Raw genomic sequence first — 20,396 nt, forward strand, 5'->3', positions numbered from 1 at the left:
GCAGTCCATCATGTCAGGCTGTCCACGTGCAATGCCTGGAGCCGCGACAAGGCAGCATCCTTTCTGGATAATGCTGCTGCATGAGGGGGAGCCGCTCCCGTCCAGTCTTCAGACCCGTGCCGCCAGTGTACGCAAAGGCTGCGCACCATGCATGAGGGGGATGATGCCTTCATGTGATCACGACCATTCCTCCACCGGCTATCATCGATCTGGTCAACACGCTCGCTTGCGAGCGGGAAACAGGAGTTCCACTTGATCATCTTCCGCTACCTGACACGCGAGATACTCACCACCATGGCCGCCGTGGCCGGGGTGCTGATGCTTGTCATCATGGGCAGCCGATTCATCCGCTATTTCAGTGATGCGGCGGAGGGGGATTTCCCGGCGTCGATACTCGGCAGCCTGATGCTCTATCACCTGCCGGGTTTCTTTGAACTGCTGCTGCCGCTGTCCTTCTTCCTCGCCGTGTTGCTGGCCTTCGGTCAGCTGTACATGAACAGCGAGATCACCGTGTTGGTCGCCTGTGGCGTCGGCCCGGAGCGCCTGCTGCGTGTCACCCTGCTGCCGGCGCTGTTGATCACGGCGCTGGTCGCGGCCTGCAGCCTCTATCTGACGCCTGCCGGCGCACTCAAGAATGAGCTGTTGCTCGAGCAGCAGAAGCAGAAGACCGACTTCTCGATTCTCGGCGCGGGACGCTTCCAGGAGATCGGCAATCGCACCGTCTATGCCGAGAGCATGAGCGATGACAACAGCGAGCTGGAAAACGTCTTCATCGCCGAGGCAGGTGACAGCAATGCCGCCAGCACGCCCGATAGCGAACCGAGCCAATCGGTGGTGCGCGCCGAGCGTGCCTTCCAGGAAGTCAGCCCCGAGACCGGCAGCCGCTATCTGGTGTTGAGCGACGGCACGCGCTACGGGGTGGAGCCGGGCAAGGCGATCGCCCAGCGACTGGGCTTTGATCGTTACGGCGTGCGCATCACCGAGGGGCAGGACGCCGCGGCCCTCAAGGAGGACATCGAGCTTGCGACCACGGCGCAGCTCTGGGCTTCCGATCTCCCGGAGGCCAAGGCCCAGCTGCAGTGGCGCATCTCGCTGCCGTTGATGGTGCCGATCCTGATGCTGATCGGCCTGCCGCTGGCACGCGTCAATCCGCGTCAGGGGCGTTTCGCGCGTCTGCTGCCGGCCATCTTCGTGCACATCACCTATCTCAGCCTGTTGATCGCGGCGCAGAATGCCGTCGCATCCGAGAAGTACCCGGCCGCCATCGGCCTGTGGCCCATTCACGGCGTCTATCTGGCGCTCGGCATCTGGCTGAGCTGGCGCGACAACCGCGGAGGTGGCCGCTGATGCTGCTTGATCGTCTCGACCGTTACATCGCCCGCAATGTGCTGGTGGCCATGCTGGTGGTGCAGGTACTGATTCTCGGGCTCGACCTGATGATCACCTACATCAATGATCTGGGGGACGTGAAAGGCGACTACGGCGCCTTTGAAGTACTCCTCTATCTGCTGATGCGTCTGCCATCGCGCTTCTACGAATTCGTGCCGGTTGGCGTACTGCTGGGCGCCCTGATCGGGCTGGGCAGCATGGCCTCGAGCAATGAGCTGACCATCATGCGCGCCGCCGGTCGTTCACTGACGCGCATTCTGTGGGGCGTGATGAAGCCGCTGGGGCTGGTCATCGCCATCACCATGGCGGTCGGTGAATATGTCGCCCCCGTTACCGAACTGCAGGCCGACGCCTGGCGCGCCGAGAAGCAGCAGGGCGCAGGCGCCGTCTATGCCGAGGGTGGCGGCTGGCAGCGCGAGGGCAACGACTACTACCGATTCGGCTCGATACGCAGCGATGATGTGGTGCTCAACGTCACCCGCTATCGCTTCGATGACGAGCGCCATCTGACCCAGGCGCTCTACGCCAGGCGCGCCGTCTGGCAGGACGATGGCTGGACGCTGGAGGCGGTGCAGACCACCACCTTCGAGTCCCAGAATGGCGAGCCGAGCGCCACCACGGTGGCTCAGCAGGAGACCCGCGAGTGGGACACCCAGCTGACGCCGGACCTGCTCAAGCTGGTCATCAGCGACCCCAAGCAGCAGTCAGCCTCCGACTTGTGGCGCTATTCCCGCTACCTGCAGGACCAGGGGCTGTCGGCCAATCAGCCGCTGCTCTACTTCTGGCAGAAGATTCTGCAGCCGCTGACGCTGGCGGCGCTGGTGCTGGTGGCCGCCTCCTTCGTCTTCGGGCCCTTGCGCACGGTGGCGGCGGGGACACGGGTCTTCTACGGCATCGTGGTCGGCCTGCTGTTCAAGTATCTGCAGGACCTGCTCGCCCCGGCTTCGGTGGTGTTCGGCTTCGCGCCCATCTGGGCGGTGCTGGCGCCGATGCTGGCCTGTTATGTGATCGGCCTGCTGCTGATCCGGCGCAGTGGCTAAGGGCGCCCCGCACTCTCGCCGCCGTCTCGACCCGCAGGGTGCGCGCCCTGCGGGCCTGATGCGGCGTCTGGGCGGCGTGGTCTATGACGCCTTCCTCGTGATGGCGTTGTTGATCGTGCTGGGTTTCATCGGGGTTGCCGTCAATGGCGGTGAGGCCAATCAGTCACCGCTGTTCCGCAGTCTGTTGCTGGTGGCGATGTTCGCCTTCTTCGGCGGCTGCTGGAGCCGCAGTGGCATGACGCTGGGCATGCAGGCCTGGCGGCTGCGCATCGAGACGCCACAGGGTCATGTCCCGACGCTGCAGCAGTGCCTGATACGCTTCGTGGTTGCCGGGCTGTCATTGGGCGCCTGCGGGCTGGGGTACGTCTGGCAGCTGTGGGACCCTGAGCAGCGCAGCTGGCAGGACATCGCCTCCGGCACTCGTGTGGTGGTGGTGCCCAAGCTGCGGCGCGAGTGAGGCACCGTGCATGAAGACAGTGACCTCAGCCAGACGTGATCTCAGCCAGATAAAAAAACGCCCCGCCAGTCGATGACTGGCGGGGCGTTGTGTTTTCCGCGAGTGCAGGGCGTGATCAGACGCCCAGCAGGCCATCCAGGCGCGTGATGATGCGTTCCACGCTGGTGCGTGACACCACCAGGCTGTCTTCCTGTGCCGCCGTCTCGGGCAGCTCGCGCGGCAGGTCGATCACCGCGGTACCCATGCCTTCCAGACGCACGCCCTCGCGATAGCGCACGAAGGACAGCTGACCGATCGGACGCTGGCCATCGTGATCGAGGCGCGCCAGACGCGTGAAGGCACTGACGGTATCGAGCACCGGCGCGCTGGTCAGCGGCAGGTGCGTCAGGCGCCATGCCAGCCAGCCATCGATGTCGACGGCTTCATCGCGCAGGGTGGCGAACCAGTGACGCGCCTGATCCAGGCGGTAGCGAGCACGGCCCTGCTTGTCGAGCCACAGCACGTCGGCGCTGGCTTGGCGCGGGCTTTCCAGCTCGCCCGGCAGGTACAGCCAGGATTCGGTCAGGCGCTGCAGGGCGCCCGGCAGCGGCTCATCCAGGGTGCGCTCATTGAGGGAGTCCAGCGCCGCGCTCAGGTCGCCCTGTTCCGTGCTCTCGCCGGTGTTGGAGTAACCGACGTTGTAGCGCCAGACACGGTCGGAAATTTCCTGGGTGACCACGTGGTCATGGGGCAGAGCGATATGGCTCATCAGTTCACGCGCGTTGCAATGCTCATCCACCAGGCCTTCACGGCGGGCTTCACGATAGAGATTGCGCAGCAGCGGGGTCAGCGGCAGACGGTGGTGGTCACCGAAGCAGCTGCCGGCGTCGCGGACGGCGTCCAGATCAAGTGGCAGGTGGGACGTGGCGTGATGATCGGCGGTGGCGAGTTGTACTGACATGATATCGGGCTCCTTGCGGATTGGCGTTCGGAAATCGGCAGATAGGGCAACAGCAGACGGATTCAGGCCGGTCACGGCTTCAGCATGGCGCCCATCATCGGCATGCCGATGCGGGTCATGGCCATGAGGAGGCGGAGCGACGGAATCTCTTGCAGTGTCCTGTTCATGTTCTTTCCTGATTGCCTGGCGGGGCGTGGCAGTCATTTGCCTTCATCGTGACGCGGCGCTTCCCGTGAGCGAGGAGCTGGGCTGCGTTCGAGTGACCCGCCTGAGTGATCGGCTAGCGATGACTCATTATGTTTTGGTGCGATTGTTTTTCGAATTGCATAAAAAATCGTTATACATACTAGCGGCCTCGTGTGAAATCGCAACCCTAGCTTTCTGTCAGCCACGGGCCATCATTCTTTATACGGTGCTGGCTTTCCCCACGGCAATCGCTTTGTGAGGCTGATATGGCTTGCTTATGACATCGTGTGTTCCGCAACCGCAAACCGGCCAGAAATCGCCTCGCTAAGTATTTGATATAACGTGTGAATGAGAATTTTTTGCAGTCAGGTGTTGCGCATGTTTCTGCGAATCATTTACATTTGTCTCACTTGGAGTGAGCGAGGTGAGCCATGTACGTCTGTCTGTGCAAAGGTGTGTCAGACCACAAGATCCGCGAAGTCGTGGAACAGGGAGCGCGCAGCTTCCGCGAAGTCCGTGAGCAGACCGGCTGCGCGACCCAGTGCGGCAAATGTGCCTGCATGGCCAAGACCATCACTCGCGAAGCGGTTGCGCGTGAAATGATGCCGGCAGAGGATCTCGCCTACGCGGTGTGATGCAGGCTCGAGCCGAGGCTCGCCTGCCGGCGACTGACACTCCAGTCGCCGCCCAGTCGCCGCGCTGCCCAGCTGCGTGATCTGTTCTCGTCGACTCCCGGCAAGTGCTCGCTTGCCTGACGCCCGCCATCTGGTCTCAAGACCGGGTGGCGGGTGTTTTCGTATGGGCGCCAGGCAATCCGGTGTCGGTCGCCACATGACAACGCGGATACCAATCCTTCCCATTTGCGCCTAAAAGTCGATAACTTGTTGGTATGTCTCGAAAAATTCATGTTTTTGCGCCATACTTGCCGCACCTGATCGATAGGGCACGCCTGACGTGCCCGCGCTGCGGCTGATGCATGCCGTCATCAGGCGCAGCACAGAACCTGACGCAAGCAGCAACCCTGACAAGAGAGGAATGGCGACATGAAAGGCGATCCCAAGATCATCGAGCATCTCAACACCATACTGGCCAACGAACTGGTCGCCATAAATCAGTACTTCCTGCATGCGCGCATGTACAAGGACTGGGGCCTCAAGCGCCTGGCCAAGTGGGAATACGACGAGTCCATCGAAGAGATGCGTCACGCCGACACCCTGATCGAGCGCATCCTGTTCCTGGAAGGTCTGCCCAACCTGCAGGACCTCGGCAAGCTGCGCATCGGCGAGAACACCAAGGAAATGCTCGAGTGCGATCTGGCGCTGGAGCACCAGGCACATGGTGATCTGAAGGAAGCGATCGCCTACGCCGAACAGGTTCGCGATTACACCTCGCGTGACCTGTTCCGCAAGATCCTCGACGACGAGGAAGAGCACATCGATCACCTGGAGACCGAGCTGGGCCTGATCGAGAAGGTCGGCATCGAGCTCTACCTGCAGAAGCAGATCCACCACGAGATCGACTGATTCCGTGGCGGCTCGCTGAGTCGTGCAGAAACGAAAACGCCCCCGCTGCCGATGGCAGCGGGGGCGTTTTGTCTTCAGTGGCGCAGAACCGGCTTACTTGCCCAGTTCATTGACCAGCAGCGCTTCGACAGCCGCGATGCGGGCGTCGAGGCTCGCCTTGTCGGCGGCCAGAACCGTGATGTGGCCGATCTTGCGCCCCGCACGCGGCGCCTTGCCGTAGTCGTGCAGACGCGCGCCGGGGATGGCGAGCACGGCGTCACGTTCCGGCATGCGGCCGATGATGTTGAGCATCGCGCAGGGTGTGAGCAGTGTGGTCTCGCCCAGCGGCATGCCGGCGACGGCACGCAGGTGATTCTCGAACTGGCTGGTGACGGCGCCTTCGATGCTCCAGTGACCCGAGTTGTGCACACGCGGTGCGATCTCGTTGGCCAGCAGGCGCTCGCTGCCATCGTCGTTTCTGACGACGAAGAACTCGAAGGCCATCACGCCGACATAGTCGAGCTCGTGCATCACCTTGAAGGCAGCCGCCTCGGCTTCGGCCTGCAGGCCGTGGGAGTCGAGCGGCGTTGAGCAGTGCAGGATGCCGCTGCGATGTTCATTGCGTGACAGCGGCCAGGCGCGTGTCTCGCCATCGCGACCGCGTACCGCGATCACCGAGACTTCGTGATCGAAGGCGATGAAGCCTTCCAGGATCAGCGGCACGCTGCCGAGTTCGGCGAAGGTGTCGGCGACGTCGGCCATCTCGCGCAGCACTTTCTGGCCCTTGCCGTCATAGCCCAGCGTGCGTGTCTTGAGCACGGCGGGCAGACCGATGGTCGCGACGCCCGCTTCAAGGTCAGCCTGGCTGTCGACCAGCGCCAGCGGCGGCACCTCGATGCCAAGACGCATGAACAGCGACTTCTCGCTCCAGCGGTCACGCGCGGTATCCAGTGCGCCAGCCGGTGGGAAGGTCGGGCGCTCGGCCGCCAGACGCGCGACGGCGTCCGCCGGCACGTTCTCGAACTCGAAGGTGATGGCATCAGAGGCCGCCACCAGCTGCGTCAGGGCCGCATCATCCTGCCAATCGGCACAGAGATGATGACCGTGGACGCGACCGCAGGGCGAATCCGAAGGATCAAGGAAGGTGAAGCGGGCATTCAGGGCGGCGCCGGCCTGAGCCAACATGCGGCCCAGCTGACCGCCGCCGACGATACCGAAGCGGAACGGCTGGCTCATGGCTTACTCGCCTCCGTGGGACAGGCTGGGTGCGTCGGGGCGCGGGTCCGGGTTGTCGAGCACACGGTCGGTCTGCTCGGCACGGAAGTTGATCAGCGCGGTGCGGATGGCCGGGTACTTGTTGGCCAGCTGGCTGGCGGCCAGCAGCGCGGCATTCACGGCGCCGGCGCGGCCGATGGCCAGCGTGCCGGTGGGGATGCCGGCGGGCATCTGCACGATGGAGAGCAGGGAATCGACACCTGACAGCATGCTGGACTGCACCGGCACGCCCAGCACCGGCAGCCAGGTCTTGGCGGCACACATGCCCGGCAGATGCGCCGCGCCACCGGCACCGGCGATGATGACCTCGAGGCCACGCTCGGCAGCGGTATCGGCATAGTCGAACAGCAGGTCGGGCGTGCGATGGGCAGAGACGACCTTGACCTCGTGTTCGATCCCCAGCGCTTCCAGGGTTTCGACCGTATGGCACATGGTCGCCCAATCCGATTTTGATCCCATGATGACACCAACCAGTGCGCTCATGCTTCCTCCGCTCTTGACGTGGTATGAACCAGCTCACAGTGCCTGCCAGACGTGCCGGGCAGTGCGCTGTGTGGGCGTGGCCGAGCCGCGCGGGCAGATCATGCCCGCAAGCGGCTCAATGCGTATGTCTGGAAAAACAAGCGGCGCAGTATAGCACCGCGACCGACAGGCGGCATGTACCTGTCTGGTCGGTCAGGATGTGGGCGCGGCAAGGCCGCGGATCAGCAGGACCAAGCCGAGATCAGCGCGAAGCGTGGCACCGGCTCGCCCTGGATCTCGACGTTCTCCATGAACATGCTCAGCGGACGCACCCACAGCCCGCATTCACCATAAAGAGCACGATAGACCACCAGCAGCTCTTCGGTCTCGCTGTGGCGACTGGTGCCGATCACTTCGTACTGCGCGCCCTTGTAGTGGCGGTAGAGGCCCGGCACGGGACGATTTTCCGGCAGCGGCGGCATGGCAGGCAGGTCAGTCATGGCGATTTCCTTGAGGGTGAAGCCAAAAGCGAGAAGCAAGAAGCGGTGAAGCCAACAGCGAGAAGCAGGCGTATCAGTCGGCAGCGTTCGGCGTATCAGCCACAGACGTTTCATCAGCGACAGGCGTGGCCTTGGCACCGCGGCGTGCGATGCGCGCCAGCACGCGGGCAGCGGCGGTGAAGCCGAAGCTGCCGGTGACGAAGGTAGCCGCGCCGAAGCCGCCAGCGCAATCCAGGCGCGTGGCGCTGTCGCCGGGCTTGGTGGCACACACCTCGCCGTCGGCGCCGGGGTAGGTCAGCTGCTCGTCGGAATAGACGCACTCGACATCGAACCGGCGCTTCAGGTTGCGACTGAAATTGTAGTCGCGACGCAGCAGTGAGCGAACGCGCGCCAGCAGCGGGTCCTGCTCGGTGCGGGCGAGATCACCGATCTGGATGCGCGTCGGGTCGAGCTGGCCACCGGCGCCGCCCGTCACGGTCAGGCCCAGCTTGCGCCGCTTGCACCAGGCGATCAGCGCTGTCTTGGCGGGCACGCTGTCGATGGCGTCGATGACGTGATCGAGGTCGTCGTGGATCAGCTCGGCGAGGTTGTCCGGCGTGACGAAGGCCGAGATGGCGTGGATCTTCATCTGCGGCGCGATCAGCTGGCAGCGCTCGGCCAGCACCTCGACCTTGGGACGACCGATCTGGCCATCCAGCGCATGCAGCTGACGATTGACGTTGGAGACGCAGACATCATCGAGATCGATCAGCGTCATCTCACCGATGCCGGAGCGAGCCAGTGCCTCGGCGCTCCAGCTGCCGACACCGCCGACCCCGATCACCGCGACATGCGCGTGGCGGAAGTGGGCGAAGGCGCTGGCACCGTAAAGGCGGCGGATGCCACCGAAGCGGAAGTCGTAGTCGTCTTCTGCAGGGGCCTGGCTGGCAGCGCCGGCCGCAAAGAAGCTCTCCAGCATCCGTTCGCTGGCGGAGGGCGTGCTGTCGTGGGTTGACGGCTCGCCTGAGGGCTTGCGGTCAGGGCTCTGTTCTTCAGAGCTTTTGCTTTCAGAGCTTTTATTTTCAGAGCTCTGCTGTTCTGGGCTCATGTCGGTCGAGTCCGGGGTGTCGGAAGAGGTGGTCATGCGCAGCTCGCGAATCTCGGGGGAACGGGTGGCAGTCGGCAGGGACGCGCTCAGTCAGCCGGGTCGTCGGCGGATGCATCGAGCCAGTGTCTGGTCGGGCGCTCTGCCAGATGTTCAGCGTAGCGTTCGGGCAGATGGCCCAGCCAGCCGAAGCGCTCCATCAGTGCCGCGTAGGCACCTTCTGGCGGACACGACAGGCTCAGCCAGCCACCTTCGGGATGAGGAAGCTCAAGCCCGACAGCCGCCAGCAGCAGGCGGGGGCATTCCAGTGTCGTGGCGAAGTAGCGATTGTAGTTGCCCTTGCCATGCTTGGCGTCGCCGATGATCGGGTAGCCACGGCGTGACAGGTGACGGCGAATCTGGTGGCGGCGACCGGTCAGCGGATGGGCCTCGACCAGCGAGAAGCGCGACTGCGGGTAGCGATCGATGGCGATGGGCAGCTCGACCTGTGCCAGGCGGCGCGTGTCGGTGATGGCTTCCTGCTCCGGCATCTCGGCCTTGGGCAGCTTGCCATCTTCCTTGCGCAGGCCGTAATCGAGGCGTTGCTGCTCGGGCGCGACACCGCGCACTATCGCCAGATAGCGCTTGCTGACCTGCTGCTCCTCGAAGGCGGTGCTCAGCTTGCGCGCCGCCTGGGGCGAGAGGCCGAACACCATCAGCCCTGATGTCGGACGATCGAGGCGATGCACGGGGAAGACATGCTGGCCGATCTGGTCGCGCAGACGCTGAAGCAGAAACTCGGTCTCGTGCTTGTCTATGGGGCTGCGGTGCACCAGCAGGCCCGATGGCTTGTGGACCACCACCAGCACCTCATCCTGGAACAGGATGTCGAGTGGCTCGGCGGGTTCAGTCAGCTCAACAGGCTCAGCCGGCTCAGTCACCTCAGCAGACTTGGCCTCGAGAGACGTGGGCGTGGCGTCCGCCATCGGCGCAGGTGTCTGAGGCGCCGTCGGCGCCTCGGAGTGCGGAGCATCAGAAGAAGAGGGCATGGGCATCACGGCAGCAGGAAGACGAAAGCCGACCATCGCAATGAGGGTCGGCGTGTATTGTCCGGCTTTCGCCGCTGGCTGTCATGTCCGGCGTGGTGTTGGGCGCGCGGATGCCTGATGTCAGGGCCTGATCAGCAGGCCGGCGGCGAGCCACTGCACCAGCAGGTTGACCGCGATACCCGGGGCTTGCTCTGCCCCCACCTGCGGCGTCAGCAGCTTCCCTAGCCGGCCGAAGCTCAGGCCCTCGGCACCGGCCGCGAGGATGGCGCCGAGAGCCAGGTCTTCCAGCGGTTCGAGAGAGCGATAGTGCACCTCGGGCGCGCCAGCGGTGGGCTGGCGCCAGACGATCCAGGGCGTGGGCGCGTCCGACTCGACCGGCGCGCGTGGTGGCTCATCGTTGTCGATGGCCTTCCAGATGGCCGGCGTATCGAAGTGGAACAAGAAGCGCTTGAGGGACGGGTGCGCTGCCAGGGCCAGCTCGGGCCACTCCTCGGGGGCCAGCGTCTGCAGGGGCTCGACACTCAGCGGGGTGCTGTCCACCACATCCAGCGCCAGCCCCAAAGCCCACTCGAAGGCGGCCATCTCGGTGACCAGGGAGCGCTCGGGTTCGCGCGCCGCGACGAAGGCCGGGAAATGCTGGCCTGCCCAGCGAATCGAATAATGACTCGGCGGGTGGGCCGCGAGGTAGTCACGACACAGCAGCCCGAAGGCGTCATCGCCGATCAGGGTGTGCACGGCCTCGAAATCCCCGCCGAAGACCTCGAAGAGCCGCAGCCGATAGGCCATCGCGTAGATGTCGAGGCGCTCCTCGGCGCTGGCAAGCTGATCACTGATGACGGCCTCGGCCGCCGCGCTGCGGGTGTCAGGGCTCGGTGTCGCGAGGTAGGCGCCCGTGGTCTCCTGCAGTTGCATCAAGGCGCTGCGATCAGCACCGCCTGCAGGGCTCGCTTGCGTCATGCGCGCAGCCCTCCGTGGTCTGGCGTCTGGTTCTCGCGCGCAGCATCCGCCAGCGGACGACCACTGCGGCGGCGCAGCTCGGCGTACTCCTGCATCAACTCCGACCAGGGCGGGAAGTTGTCGTCACGCTCGATCATGGTGGCGACATCGCCGAAGCGCTCCCGCGCGGCGTCATACAGCGTCCACACGGTGTCCGGGACGGGCTGGTCATGGGTGTCGATGCATAGCTCGCCGCCGGAGACCTCCTGCCGGATATGCCCGGCCAGATGGTGCTGCCAGACGCGCTCTGCCGGCATGGCGTCCAGATAGGTCAGCGGGTCGAAGCCATGGTTGTGGCTCGAGACGATGACGTTGTTCAGGTCGAGCAGGATCAGGCAGTCGGCGCGGCGGCTGACCTCGGCCAGAAACTCCCATTCGCTCATCTCGTCAGGGCGCCAGGTCAGATAGCTGGAGACATTTTCCAGCAATAATTGACGGCCGAGCGCGTTCTGGACCTGATCGATGCGTTCGGCCAGATGGTCGATGGTGGCATCGGTATAAGGCAGCGGCAGCAGGTCGTGGAACTGATGCGCGCCGGTACGCGTCCAGCACAGGTGGTCGGAGACCCACAGCGGTTCGATGCGCTCGCACAGGGCGCGCAGCTCGCGCAGGTAACGGCTGTCGATGGGGTGGCTGCCACCGATGGACAGTGAGACGCCATGCAAGGCGATGGGGTAGTGCTCGCGGACTCGCTCGAGATGATGAAGTGGCTTGCCGCCGGCACTCAGACCACCGGTACTCAGGCCACCAGTACTCAGGCCACCAGTACTCAGGCCACCGTATTCTCTGGCGCCGTGGCCCATGTAGTTCTCGCTGATGGCCTCGAACCAGTCGATGTCCGGCAGCGTCGTCAGAATCTCGTGATAGTACTCGGGGCGCAGGCCCAGCCCTTGGCCGATGCCGGCGCTGGCGGGCGTGGGCAGGCGAGCGGTGACAGCTGTCGTCATGCGTGAGTCCTCTTCTGAGCGAAGGCAGAGGGTGCGGAAAAGGGCGAGGCAGAGGGCGAGTCAGGAGAGCTGAAAGACACCCGCCAGGCTTCCCGGACAGAAACCGAGCCAGAGCCAGAACCAGAATCAGGAACGGGAGGACGGTGTGCCGTCCTCCCGTCGGTAATTCGCCAGAGGCGCCTGCCAGGGCAGACGCCTCTGCGTGCCTGAGGATCAGCCCTCGACGACAGTACCACCTTCGCCGACACAGGATTCAGCGCTGGCAGTGTACGACCAGCCCTGGCCCTTGCAGGCGTTGTGGCCCTTGCAGGCGCTGTTGGCGGTCGCGCATTCGGAGGTGCCCTTGCAGGAGTTGATGCCGGAGCACTTCACGGCATTGTCACCGGCGTGCACCGGCAGCGAGGTCAGGGCGGCAGTGGAGAACAGCGCGGCGGCAGCGGCGGCGAAGGTGGCAGCAGTAACGGTCTTCTTCATGGTCATGATGGCTTCCTATCGGGCAGGGCCCGTATTTTTTGAATTATGGATCAGGAACATCGTGGCACCCGCTTGCGTCAGACAGCTCGTTCAGGCGGGTCATGAAGTCATACGCCGTCAAAATACAGTTGGATGCGGAAACGCCAAAAAAATCTGACATCATTGTTCACTATGCTTGGAAAGGCAGTCTTGCCGAATTAGTGAGCCTGCTTATGGTACGCTTTCGCCATCATCTGCCCGATTGCCGATATCCCTTCCTCTTGCTGGAGTTCCCCATGCCGGACCTACTTCGACGCCTGTGGCGCATACCGCGCTGGCGCTGGAGCATCGTGCTCGTTCTACTGTTGGGGGGCTGCAGTGCCGTCGCGATTCATCAGCTCGATGAGCGTTTCGGCCCCGCGTCACCGCGTGAGCGGGTGGTGTCACACGACAGTCTTGCCGGGCGCCAGTGGGAGGATGAGGTCAAGCCGGTGATCGAGACGCGCTGCGTGGTCTGTCATGGCTGCTACGACGCTCCCTGTCAGCTCAAGATGTCATCGGCCGCCGGGATCGATCGCGGCATGAATCCGGCGCCGGTCTACGATGGCACGCGCTTGCTGGCGGCCAATCTGACGCGCATGTTCGAGGACGCGGACACCACCGAACAGTGGCGCAGCATGGACTTCTCGCCGGTGCTCAATGAGCGCTTCGACTCTCCGGCCGCCAATCTGGAGGGCAGTGTGCTGTTCCGTGCGCTCAGCCAGAAGCGCAAGGCGCCGCTGCCGGTGACGGAAGATGGCCTGCTGCCGGAAGACCGCTTCGACCTGTCGCTCAATCGCAGTCAGGTGTGTGCCCCCGTCGAGGGCTACGACAAGTTCGCCGAAGACCATCCTGACTGGGGCATGCCCTACGCCCTGCCACAGGTCAGCGATGAAGAGCACCGCACGCTGGTGAACTGGCTGGCCAAGGGTGGCGCGATGACCGGTCCGGCACCACTGCCCCAGGCGCTGATGCCGCACATCGAGCAGGCCGAGCGCTTCTTCAACGGCGACAGCCTCAAGCAGCGCCTGATGAATCGCTATATCTACGAGCATCTCTTCCTGAGCCATGTGTATTTCCCGGACATCAAGGGCGCGGATGGACGGCCGATCTTCTTCAAGCTGGTGCGTTCCAGCACCCCGCCGGGCGAGCCGATCAAGCGCATCTCCACGCGCCGCCCCTACGATGCACCCTATGCCTCCTACACCGCCGATGAGCGCGCGAGCCTGCCCCACGATGACGCCGGACGCCCGCGGGTCTATTACCGTCTGTGGCAGGAGCGCGCGACGATCCTGGCCAAGAATCATCTGCCCTATGCGCTCGATGATGCTCGCTTCAAGCGCTGGCAGGCGCTGTTCCTGACACCGGATTACCCGGTGGATGACCTGCCGGATTACGACCTCAAGACGGCCTCGAATCCTTTCCTGACCTTCGAGGCCATCCCGGCCGAGTCACGCTATCGCTTCATGCTGGATGAGTCGCAGAACACCATCATGGGCTTCATCAAGGGGCCGGTCTGTCGCGGTCAGGTCGCGGTGGATGTGATCAATGATCACTTCTGGGTCGGCTTCACCGATCCGAAGATGTTCAGCCACCCGGAAGTGGAACGCACCCTGGCCGAGGAAGGGAAGAATCTCAGCCTGCCCGCCGAGCAGAGCAGCAATGCGTTGCCGATCAGCTCCTGGGTCAAGTTCGAGCGCAAGCAGACCGCCTACCTCAAGGCCAAGCAGCGCCTGATGTCCCAGGCCTATCTCGATGGCGATCTGCGCCTGGATGAGCGAGTGCTGTGGGACGGCAGCGGCTGGACCGACGGCCCCGGCCAGGGGCGCAATCCCAACGCGGCCCTGACCATCTATCGCCACTTCGACAATGCGGCGGTGATGAAGGGGTTGGTCGGTGGCGTGCCCAAGACGGGCTGGATCATCGATTACCCGATGCTGGAGCGCATCCACTATCTGCTGGTCGCCGGCTTCGATGTCTATGGCAATCTCGGCCATCAGCTGGTCACCCGTCTGTACATGGACTTCCTGCGCATGGAAGGCGAGAACAACCTGCTGGTGCTGTTGCCGGCGGGCGAGCGCCAGGCGGTGCATGACAGCTGGTATCGCGACGTCAGCCCCGGGCTTGTCGAGCTGCTGTTCAAGAAGCCGCCGCAGTTCGATGCACCCAGTGGCATCGTCTGGACACCGCAGGAGCTGTCATCCCCGAACCAGGCTCGCCTTGGTCTGATGCGGCGCATGCAGGAGCGCCTCGCGCCGGAACTCGGCCATGAGCGCAGCCTGAGCAATGTCGAGGACGAGCACGTGCGACATGAGCTGCAGGCCCTCGCTGCGGTGCAGGGAGTCTCGGCCAGCCTGATGCCGGAGGTGACGATCGTTGCGCTGGAGGATGGCACTGATGACTCGCCGCGCCTTTACAGCGTGCTGCGCAATTCCGCCCACGCCAACATCACCAGCCTGTTCGATGAGGAGGTAAATCGCCGTCCTGAGCAAGACACTCTCGATGTCTTGCGTGGCGTGGCGGGCGATTACCCGAATGCCTTCTGGCGTCTGACGGCTGACACCCTGACGGGGCTGGCAGAGCGGGTGGCGGCACTCGAGACCGAAGAGGACTATCGCGCCCTGCAGGCCGATATCGGGGTGCGCCGGACTGATCCGCGCTTCTGGGAGTTTTCCGACAGCGTGCTGCGCACCAACTATGCTGATCGCCCTGTCGAAGCGGGCCTGCTGGACTATAACCGCCTCGAGAACCGCTGATTGCCAGCAAGGCTTGAGCGGCTGAGGCAAGGCCTGCTGTCAGGACTGTCTGGGCTGCCAGAACTGTCAGGGTTATCAGGACTGTCATGACGACTGGCCTGACAGAAGGAAGAAGCCCGCCACGCACATTGCGTGGCGGGCTTCTTCTTGTGTAGTGCCAAAATGGCGCCCTGGCGGCTGATCAGCGCAGTGTCGCGCTGCGTGATGTGCTGTCAGCAGGCGTCATCAGCGACCGCCCTGACACTCGCCTTCGGCCAGTTCGATCAGGCCATCCAGATGCAGGATATGCACCTCGCGGGCACGAATGTCGACCAGCCCCTGGGTCTGGAAGCGGGTCAGGATACGGCTGATGGTTTCGACGGCAAGCCCCAGATAGTTGCCGATATCGGCGCGTGCCATCGACAGGCGGAAGCTGTACGGCGAATAGCCACGACGACGGAAGCGCTGTGACAGGTTGACCAGGAAGCTCGCCAGTCGCTCATCGGCTGTCTTGCGCGACAGCAGCATCATCATGCGGCGATCTTCGTGCAACTCCTTGCTCAGGCTCTTGAACAGCTGGGTTCTCAGTTCCGGCATCTGCTCCGAGAGCGCATTGAGGCGGTCGAAGGGAATCTCGCAGACGGTGGTGGTCTCCAGCGCCACCGCAGTGCCGGGATAGCAATTGCTGTCGATGGCATCCAGCCCGGCCAGCTCGCTGGGCAGGTAGAAGCCGGTCAGCTGCTCCATGCCGCTGTTTTCATTGGTGATCTGCTTGAGACTTCCGGAGCGCACCGTGAAGACGCAATCGAAGGCATCGCCCTGGGTGAAGAGTACTTCCCCTTTTCTGAGTGGCGCGCGACGGCGGATGATGGCGTCAAACTGGTCGATATCTTCCATGTTCAGTGCCAGTGGCAGGCACAGTGAACTCAGCGAACAGGTCTGGCAGCGGGCTTCATGGGCGCGCAAGCGGTGTGATGCCTGTGCATTGGCCGTCATGGTGACTCTCCTGAGGAATGTCACCGCTACCCCTGGGGCAGGGCAGCGGGAGGGGTCTTTCGGGCGCAACAACGGTGGGGCGGGGCCTTGTCGCCCGCCGCTACCCTGCCTAGCCGAATTGAATCGAGCGGCCAGAGTCTGAGCGCTTATCGGCTAATGCAGTGCAATTTCGTGGCGCCATAATATTAGATTTTATTAATTCATTATCCTGCCCAACCCATGGGCGTTGCAAGGTGTGTGAACTTTAGGCCGGGTTGGCCCCGCATGACCATACCGCGACGACCTGCCTCAGCCAGCTGCGCCGAGCAGCAGGATCAGTGCGGCGGCCAGCGTCGCCAGTGCCAGTATGCCCCAGGCACGTGGTGCTGGTGTGCCAGGCTGACGTACGCCGTTGATGCGATGTTCCTGCATGGGGCCATCGCCTTCGCGCTCGTCGCTGTCAGCGCTTGCAGCGCGCGAAAGGCTGCCCAGCGCCAGCATGGCGAACAGCACCAGGCTGCCCAGCGTGAGGGCCAGCACCCAGAGATTCCAGAACAGGGGGAGTCCAGTTGTCTCCAGCAGATTCATGTCGTGTCTCCTGAGCGGTGTCCTGTCATGGGCCACGGCTGGCGATGTCGCTCGCGGGGGCGGCCTGCTGCAGGTAGGCGAGCAGCGCCGTGATTTCGGCAGTGCCACGCACGTCATTGGGGGCGGCGAGAATCTCGTCTTCCGCGTAGGGCACGCCCAGGCCTTGCAGGGCTCGCATGCGTGCCGCGATGCCTTCACCGCTCAATGCCCGCTCGAACAGCCACGGGTAGGCGGGCATCGCTGAGCCCGGCACCTGACTGCGCGGGTCATGCAGATGCAGGCGCTGCCAGGCATCGTCATGCTGCGCAGGCAGCTTGCTCAAATCCGTCCCCCAGCGCTCGACGCCCCACAGCGAAGGGCGGTCGTAATAGCGCTCTCGGGCGGTCGTCGCATCACCGTGGCGCGCCGTGTCGCCCGGTAGATCGCGCACCATGCGTGTGTGGCACTGCTGACAGCCCTCGCGTTGGTAGATGCGCTGGCCCTCCAGCGCCAGGGCGCTCAGCGGTTTGAGGTCTTCGGGTGCGCTGGCGAGGCTGGGGTGAGCCCCGAGCGGCACCAGCTGGGCGAGGGCGCCGAGGCTCATGGTGAGCAGGCATAGTGCCGTCATCAGGCCGGCGTGACGTTCGAGCAGGACATGTCTCATGCGTAGTGCCCTCCCGAGGATGTGGCAGGGGGCGTGGTAGAGGGGGACGCAGAGTGCATGGCAGGTTCTGATGATGCCTTGTGCGAGCCGGAGCTCAGGCGCTGACGCTCATGAGCGGCTTGGCGTTCGCTCTTTTGATCAGCCAGGGTGCGCGTCACATTGAGGAGCATCAGCAGCAAGCCGAGCGCCCAGCAGGCGAGCCCGCCCAGCGAGATCATCATCGGCATGCGGGCCGCTTCCAGCACCTCGCTCAAGGTGTATAGCGGCCTGCCGTCATTTGCCAGCACATGCCACATGCTGCCTTGAAGCAGCGTGGTCGCCCAGCTGGCGGCAACGCACAGCAGGGTGCCGATGATGACCAGCAGGGCGTGAGTCTTGAGCAGCGCGAGGGAGCGCATCGGGGGCAGCAGGTGATAGGCCATCACGATGGCGACTGTCGCGACCACTCCCAGGCTTGCTGCCGGCGACAGACTGTTGGCGGCACTGAAGGTCAGGGCATTGAGGGTCGGCAGTGACAGCAGGCTGTATTCAAGAACCGCCAGGGCATAACTGACCAGAGCTGCCGCCAGCAGGCAGATCAGCGGATCCCGGCGCAATGAGTGCCAATCCTCCTTGAGTGTCATCAGGCCATTGAGGCTGAGTGCCAGCCCCGGCGCCAGCAGCAGGAGGCCCATCGCCATGCCCAGCGTCTGGCTCCAGGCCGGCAGGGCGCTCGCGAACAGCAGCGGAGCACCTCCCCATGTCGCCAGCAGCACCAGCATCCAGAAGCTGGTGGCGGCCAGCCGATGCGAGTAGAGCGGCAGCCGTGAGCGGCTCGTCACCATGTGATGGAGCAGGGCAATGACGCCGAATGCGAACATGCCGCCGGGGAGTGGCCCTGCCTGCCAGCGCTGAATCAGTGCCTCGAGGCTGCCCGTGAAGAGCGGTATCGATTCCAGCAGGCCGATCGGCACGCTGAGCGAGATCAACACATGCTGTATCAACACCAGCATCAGGCCGGCGATGAAGTACCAGCAGGCCACCGGCAGGCGGCGCAGCGTGCGCTGTTCCAGCACTGTGAAGAAGACCCACGCCACGGCCAGCCAGACGAGGGTCATCAGGAGATCGACGAGCCAGGGCGCTTCGGCCATGTATTGGCCCGAGGAGTAGCCTGCGACAATCGCCAGTGCGCCGAGCGCGACCACGGCCTGCCAGCCGAGGAAGGTGAAATGCATCAACTTGAGCGTGAAGGGGGGCAGTGCGATATCCGCTATCGCCGTCTCGGCGTCCGTGCGTGATTCGCGTTGCAGGACACTGTGCATGGCGATGGAGTAGCCGCCGGCGATCACTGCCGAGCCGCCCAGACCGTAGAGCAGCAGGTGGTGCTGCAAGGGAGCGAGGCGGCCGTAGCTCAGCCAGGCCACTTCCGGCCCCAGTGATGGCCATAGCCAGATGAGGTTGAGCCACACCGCCAGACAGAGGCTGAGCAGGCCCCAGATGACGGCCATGCGAGAAAAATCATGGCTTGCGTGATGATGATGGTTCACGCGGGGATGACAGGCCGAAGCCTCAAGAGCTGTACGCATATCACGACCTCGTCGGCAGTGGGCGAAAGCGCAGTGCTGGTGGTGACGGTGCTGGAAGCGGCGCTGCGGAAGCGGTCATGTCATCGACGCCCCTGTCAGGGCGGCAGGGCTGGCGCTGACCGATATCACGCGCGACCATGACCGACTGACAGGCCATCCCTCGCGCTGGAATGCAGCGTTTACCCCTCATCGGTTCCAGCGTTGTCTGGCGCGAGCCGTACGAGATCAACAGGAGAATTTCGCTTGCCCGCCGTCACTTCATCATCGGACGAAGATGCCAATGCGTCCAATACGGCTGAGGTCCCCAGCCCTTACGCCGAGGAAGGCTTTCGTGTCGCCAGCCTGGCCGATGTCGCCTCGGAGCTTGCTGCTCGCCAGACCATGTCCCACGACGCGCTGGCCGCGCGAGGGCCGTGGCGAGGCTGGTTGGCGGAACTGGGGCCGCTTGAAATCCATGGACGACCGGGGCGTGCCCTGCTATTGCATGCGCATGGTGCCGGCGCCGGGCGTGAGACCGACTTCCATCAACAGTTCGGCGCTGCCTGCCTGATGCAGGACATGGCGTGGCTGGCATTCGATTTCGGCTATCTCGTCAGGATGCGCTGCGAAAGCCGCCGCCGACCGCCGCCCCGGCTGCCCGGGCTGATCGAGGAGATGGCGCGCTGGTGTCAGGCGCTGATGGTGTGTGTGGCGGCCGTCGACTCCTTGCGATCGCTGCCCTGGCTGGTCGGCGGCAAGTCGATGGGCAGTCGTGTGGCCTCCCATCTGCTGGTGGAGTTGACCCGGGCGGCGCATGCGCCGTTGCCGGTCGGGTGGTACGCGCTGGGCTATCCGTTTCATCCCACGGGCAAGCCCGACAAGTTGCGTATCGACCATCTGCCGGATATCCCGATGGCCGGCTTGATCTGTCAGGGCAGCCGCGATCCCTTCGGAACTCGCGAGGAAGTGACGGAATATCCGTTGCCGGAAAGCCTTACATTGCTTTGGCTGAATGATGGCGAACATGATTTCAAGCCACGAAAAGCGAGTGGCGAGACGCGTGAAGGACTGATTTCGCGTGCGGCGCAGGCCTTGGCCAATCACCCGGCGCTGGGCGGAAAACGGCAGTGAATCGCCACCATGCGAGGGGCATTACCCTGGCCTTCGATGGCGACAGCGGCATGTCAGAATGATGACGCAACGCTGATGTTTACTGGCCTGCAGGCGAGATGCAGCGGGAAAGTCCTGTCTTATCAATACTCTGTCGCGGGCGATTGCTGAAATTGTGCGCAAAAAAAGTATTGACTCATGGGCCGGATTCCGTAGAATGCAGCGCCAACGAGACAGGGGTGGTTAGCTCAGTTGGTAGAGCACCAGCCTTACAAGCTGGGGGTCACTGGTTCGAACCCAGTACCACCCACCATTTGAAAAAAGTCATTGCTTTTCAAAGCGTTACTTGATTAAATGGCCTGGTTCGTGAGCAGAAGCAAGCGATTGTCGTGGACCGGTAGTTCAGTTGGTTAGAATGCCGGCCTGTCACGCCGGAGGTCGCGGGTTCGAGTCCCGTCCGGTCCGCCATTCTCGTTTGTCATGCGCCCGATGTTGAGTTGTTC

At 63.8% G+C, this 20,396-nt stretch carries 21 protein-coding genes and 2 tRNA genes; 9 read left to right on the forward strand and 14 right to left on the reverse strand.

From position 1 onward, the window contains the following. Positions 1-252: 252 nt before the first annotated feature. From lptF to LCW13_RS01495, 3 genes are read left to right on the forward strand one after another with little or no spacing between them, the layout of a single operon-like run. Positions 253-1,347, forward strand: coding sequence for an LPS export ABC transporter permease LptF (lptF, locus tag LCW13_RS01485; RefSeq protein WP_082388186.1), 1,095 nt, complete (start codon positions 253-255; stop codon positions 1,345-1,347). After that, positions 1,347-2,429: an LPS export ABC transporter permease LptG gene (gene lptG, locus LCW13_RS01490; RefSeq protein WP_043333200.1), complete on the forward strand. Its 1,083-nt coding sequence runs from the start codon at positions 1,347-1,349 to the stop codon at positions 2,427-2,429. Before lptF ends, lptG begins: the two co-directional genes overlap by 1 nt. After that, positions 2,422-2,886, forward strand: coding sequence for an RDD family protein (locus tag LCW13_RS01495; protein WP_043333199.1), 465 nt, complete (start codon positions 2,422-2,424; stop codon positions 2,884-2,886). Before lptG ends, LCW13_RS01495 begins: the two co-directional genes overlap by 8 nt. A 115-nt stretch (positions 2,887-3,001) precedes the next feature. Here the strand turns inward: LCW13_RS01495 and LCW13_RS01500 are convergent, their stop codons facing one another. Then, positions 3,002-3,826, reverse strand: coding sequence for a hypothetical protein (locus tag LCW13_RS01500; protein WP_043333197.1), 825 nt, complete (start codon positions 3,824-3,826; stop codon positions 3,002-3,004). A 617-nt stretch (positions 3,827-4,443) separates the two neighbouring features. Between LCW13_RS01500 and LCW13_RS01505 the strand changes: the two genes are divergently transcribed. After that, positions 4,444-4,647, forward strand: coding sequence for a bacterioferritin-associated ferredoxin (locus LCW13_RS01505; protein ID WP_043333196.1), 204 nt, complete (start codon positions 4,444-4,446; stop codon positions 4,645-4,647). Positions 4,648-4,878: 231 nt separating this feature from the next. On the opposite strand, the gene LCW13_RS01510 is transcribed toward LCW13_RS01505, so the two are convergent. Beyond that, positions 4,879-5,085: a hypothetical protein gene (locus LCW13_RS01510; protein ID WP_152965315.1), complete on the reverse strand. Its 207-nt coding sequence runs from the start codon at positions 5,083-5,085 to the stop codon at positions 4,879-4,881. Between LCW13_RS01510 and bfr the strand changes: the two genes are divergently transcribed. Then, positions 5,056-5,535 carry a bacterioferritin gene (gene bfr, locus LCW13_RS01515; protein ID WP_043333195.1) on the forward strand — a complete coding sequence of 160 codons (480 nt, stop codon included), beginning with the start codon at positions 5,056-5,058 and terminating at the stop codon, positions 5,533-5,535. The genes LCW13_RS01510 and bfr overlap by 30 nt on opposite strands. A gap of 93 nt (positions 5,536-5,628) precedes the next feature. Here the strand turns inward: bfr and LCW13_RS01520 are convergent, their stop codons facing one another. From LCW13_RS01520 to bufA2, 8 genes are all read right to left on the reverse strand, one after another. Beyond that, on the reverse strand, positions 5,629-6,750 hold the full coding sequence (locus LCW13_RS01520; protein WP_043333194.1) for a 5-(carboxyamino)imidazole ribonucleotide synthase: 1,122 nt from the start codon (positions 6,748-6,750) through the stop codon (positions 5,629-5,631). A gap of 3 nt (positions 6,751-6,753) precedes the next feature. Further along, a complete protein-coding gene (purE, locus tag LCW13_RS01525) occupies positions 6,754-7,272 on the reverse strand; it encodes a 5-(carboxyamino)imidazole ribonucleotide mutase (protein ID WP_043333193.1) in 519 nt (172 codons plus the stop codon). Positions 7,273-7,493: 221 nt separating this feature from the next. After that, the gene (locus LCW13_RS01530; RefSeq protein ID WP_225347491.1) at positions 7,494-7,751 is read right to left on the reverse strand and encodes a DUF1653 domain-containing protein; all 258 of its coding nucleotides are present in this window, start codon (positions 7,749-7,751) and stop codon (positions 7,494-7,496) included. 73 nt (positions 7,752-7,824) lie between these two features. After that, positions 7,825-8,709, reverse strand: a complete 885-nt coding sequence (tcdA, locus tag LCW13_RS01535; RefSeq protein WP_043333192.1) for a tRNA cyclic N6-threonylcarbamoyladenosine(37) synthase TcdA — start codon at positions 8,707-8,709, stop codon at positions 7,825-7,827. Positions 8,710-8,924: 215 nt separating this feature from the next. Beyond that, complete coding sequence (locus LCW13_RS01540) at positions 8,925-9,863, reverse strand: pseudouridine synthase (RefSeq protein WP_225347492.1); 939 nt, start codon at positions 9,861-9,863, stop codon at positions 8,925-8,927. A gap of 120 nt (positions 9,864-9,983) precedes the next feature. Then, on the reverse strand, positions 9,984-10,820 hold the full coding sequence (locus tag LCW13_RS01545; RefSeq protein WP_043333191.1) for an HvfC/BufC N-terminal domain-containing protein: 837 nt from the start codon (positions 10,818-10,820) through the stop codon (positions 9,984-9,986). Next, positions 10,817-11,806 (reverse strand): MNIO family bufferin maturase, encoded by a 990-nt coding sequence (gene bufB, locus LCW13_RS01550; RefSeq protein WP_052384485.1) that lies wholly within the window; start codon positions 11,804-11,806, stop codon positions 10,817-10,819. Before bufB ends, LCW13_RS01545 begins: the two co-directional genes overlap by 4 nt. A gap of 213 nt (positions 11,807-12,019) precedes the next feature. Then, entirely contained in the window at positions 12,020-12,286 is a 267-nt protein-coding gene (gene bufA2 / locus LCW13_RS01555) for a BufA2 family periplasmic bufferin-type metallophore (protein WP_197738697.1), read from the reverse strand. Positions 12,287-12,555: 269 nt separating this feature from the next. Between bufA2 and LCW13_RS01560 the strand changes: the two genes are divergently transcribed. Continuing rightward, a complete protein-coding gene (locus LCW13_RS01560; protein ID WP_052384484.1) occupies positions 12,556-15,054 on the forward strand; it encodes a fatty acid cis/trans isomerase in 2,499 nt (832 codons plus the stop codon). 225 nt (positions 15,055-15,279) lie between these two features. Here LCW13_RS01560 and fnr read toward each other — a convergent pair whose 3' ends face one another. The 4 genes from fnr to LCW13_RS01580 form a co-directional block, all read right to left on the reverse strand. Continuing rightward, entirely contained in the window at positions 15,280-16,029 is a 750-nt protein-coding gene (fnr, locus tag LCW13_RS01565) for a fumarate/nitrate reduction transcriptional regulator Fnr (RefSeq protein ID WP_043333190.1), read from the reverse strand. A gap of 288 nt (positions 16,030-16,317) precedes the next feature. Then, positions 16,318-16,596, reverse strand: coding sequence for a hypothetical protein (locus tag LCW13_RS01570; RefSeq protein ID WP_043333189.1), 279 nt, complete (start codon positions 16,594-16,596; stop codon positions 16,318-16,320). Between the two features lie 25 nt (positions 16,597-16,621). Then, positions 16,622-17,239 (reverse strand): cbb3-type cytochrome c oxidase subunit II, encoded by a 618-nt coding sequence (locus LCW13_RS01575; protein WP_052384483.1) that lies wholly within the window; start codon positions 17,237-17,239, stop codon positions 16,622-16,624. After that, positions 17,236-18,726, reverse strand: coding sequence for a cbb3-type cytochrome c oxidase subunit I (locus tag LCW13_RS01580; RefSeq protein WP_043333188.1), 1,491 nt, complete (start codon positions 18,724-18,726; stop codon positions 17,236-17,238). Before LCW13_RS01580 ends, LCW13_RS01575 begins: the two co-directional genes overlap by 4 nt. Before the next feature lie 321 nt (positions 18,727-19,047). Between LCW13_RS01580 and LCW13_RS01585 the strand changes: the two genes are divergently transcribed. The 3 genes from LCW13_RS01585 to LCW13_RS01595 all read left to right on the forward strand — a co-directional run bounded on the left by LCW13_RS01585 (position 19,048) and on the right by LCW13_RS01595 (position 20,361). Continuing rightward, positions 19,048-19,914 carry an alpha/beta family hydrolase gene (locus LCW13_RS01585; RefSeq protein WP_052384482.1) on the forward strand — a complete coding sequence of 289 codons (867 nt, stop codon included), beginning with the start codon at positions 19,048-19,050 and terminating at the stop codon, positions 19,912-19,914. 216 nt (positions 19,915-20,130) lie between these two features. Further along, positions 20,131-20,206: transfer RNA gene (locus tag LCW13_RS01590), tRNA-Val, on the forward strand. Positions 20,207-20,284: 78 nt separating this feature from the next. Further along, positions 20,285-20,361, forward strand: a tRNA-Asp gene (locus LCW13_RS01595). The last annotated feature ends 35 nt before the right edge of the window (positions 20,362-20,396 follow it).

It is taken from the genome of Cobetia amphilecti, assembly GCF_020217465.1.
GTDB lineage: Bacteria > Pseudomonadota > Gammaproteobacteria > Pseudomonadales > Halomonadaceae > Cobetia > Cobetia amphilecti.

Bases quoted from the DNA above. Each gene is read 5' to 3' on its own strand.
- lptG (WP_043333200.1), top strand. From the start codon at position 1,347: ATGCTGCTTGATCGTCTCGACCGTTACATCGCCCGCAATGTGCTGGTG.
- LCW13_RS01500 (WP_043333197.1), bottom strand. From the start codon at position 3,826: ATGTCAGTACAACTCGCCACCGCCGATCATCACGCCACGTCCCACCTG.
- LCW13_RS01505 (WP_043333196.1), top strand. From the start codon at position 4,444: ATGTACGTCTGTCTGTGCAAAGGTGTGTCAGACCACAAGATCCGCGAA.
- bfr (WP_043333195.1), top strand. From the start codon at position 5,056: ATGAAAGGCGATCCCAAGATCATCGAGCATCTCAACACCATACTGGCC.
- LCW13_RS01510 (WP_152965315.1), bottom strand. From the start codon at position 5,085: ATGCTCGATGATCTTGGGATCGCCTTTCATGTCGCCATTCCTCTCTTG.
- LCW13_RS01520 (WP_043333194.1), bottom strand. From the start codon at position 6,750: ATGAGCCAGCCGTTCCGCTTCGGTATCGTCGGCGGCGGTCAGCTGGGC.
- purE (WP_043333193.1), bottom strand. From the start codon at position 7,272: ATGAGCGCACTGGTTGGTGTCATCATGGGATCAAAATCGGATTGGGCG.
- LCW13_RS01530 (WP_225347491.1), bottom strand. From the start codon at position 7,751: ATGACTGACCTGCCTGCCATGCCGCCGCTGCCGGAAAATCGTCCCGTG.
- tcdA (WP_043333192.1), bottom strand. From the start codon at position 8,709: ATGCTGGAGAGCTTCTTTGCGGCCGGCGCTGCCAGCCAGGCCCCTGCA.
- LCW13_RS01540 (WP_225347492.1), bottom strand. From the start codon at position 9,863: ATGCCCTCTTCTTCTGATGCTCCGCACTCCGAGGCGCCGACGGCGCCT.
- LCW13_RS01545 (WP_043333191.1), bottom strand. From the start codon at position 10,820: ATGACGCAAGCGAGCCCTGCAGGCGGTGCTGATCGCAGCGCCTTGATG.
- bufB (WP_052384485.1), bottom strand. From the start codon at position 11,806: ATGACGACAGCTGTCACCGCTCGCCTGCCCACGCCCGCCAGCGCCGGC.
- bufA2 (WP_197738697.1), bottom strand. From the start codon at position 12,286: ATGACCATGAAGAAGACCGTTACTGCTGCCACCTTCGCCGCCGCTGCC.
- LCW13_RS01560 (WP_052384484.1), top strand. From the start codon at position 12,556: ATGCCGGACCTACTTCGACGCCTGTGGCGCATACCGCGCTGGCGCTGG.
- fnr (WP_043333190.1), bottom strand. From the start codon at position 16,029: ATGACGGCCAATGCACAGGCATCACACCGCTTGCGCGCCCATGAAGCC.
- LCW13_RS01570 (WP_043333189.1), bottom strand. From the start codon at position 16,596: ATGAATCTGCTGGAGACAACTGGACTCCCCCTGTTCTGGAATCTCTGG.
- LCW13_RS01575 (WP_052384483.1), bottom strand. From the start codon at position 17,239: ATGAGACATGTCCTGCTCGAACGTCACGCCGGCCTGATGACGGCACTA.
- LCW13_RS01580 (WP_043333188.1), bottom strand. From the start codon at position 18,726: ATGGCCGTCATCTGGGGCCTGCTCAGCCTCTGTCTGGCGGTGTGGCTC.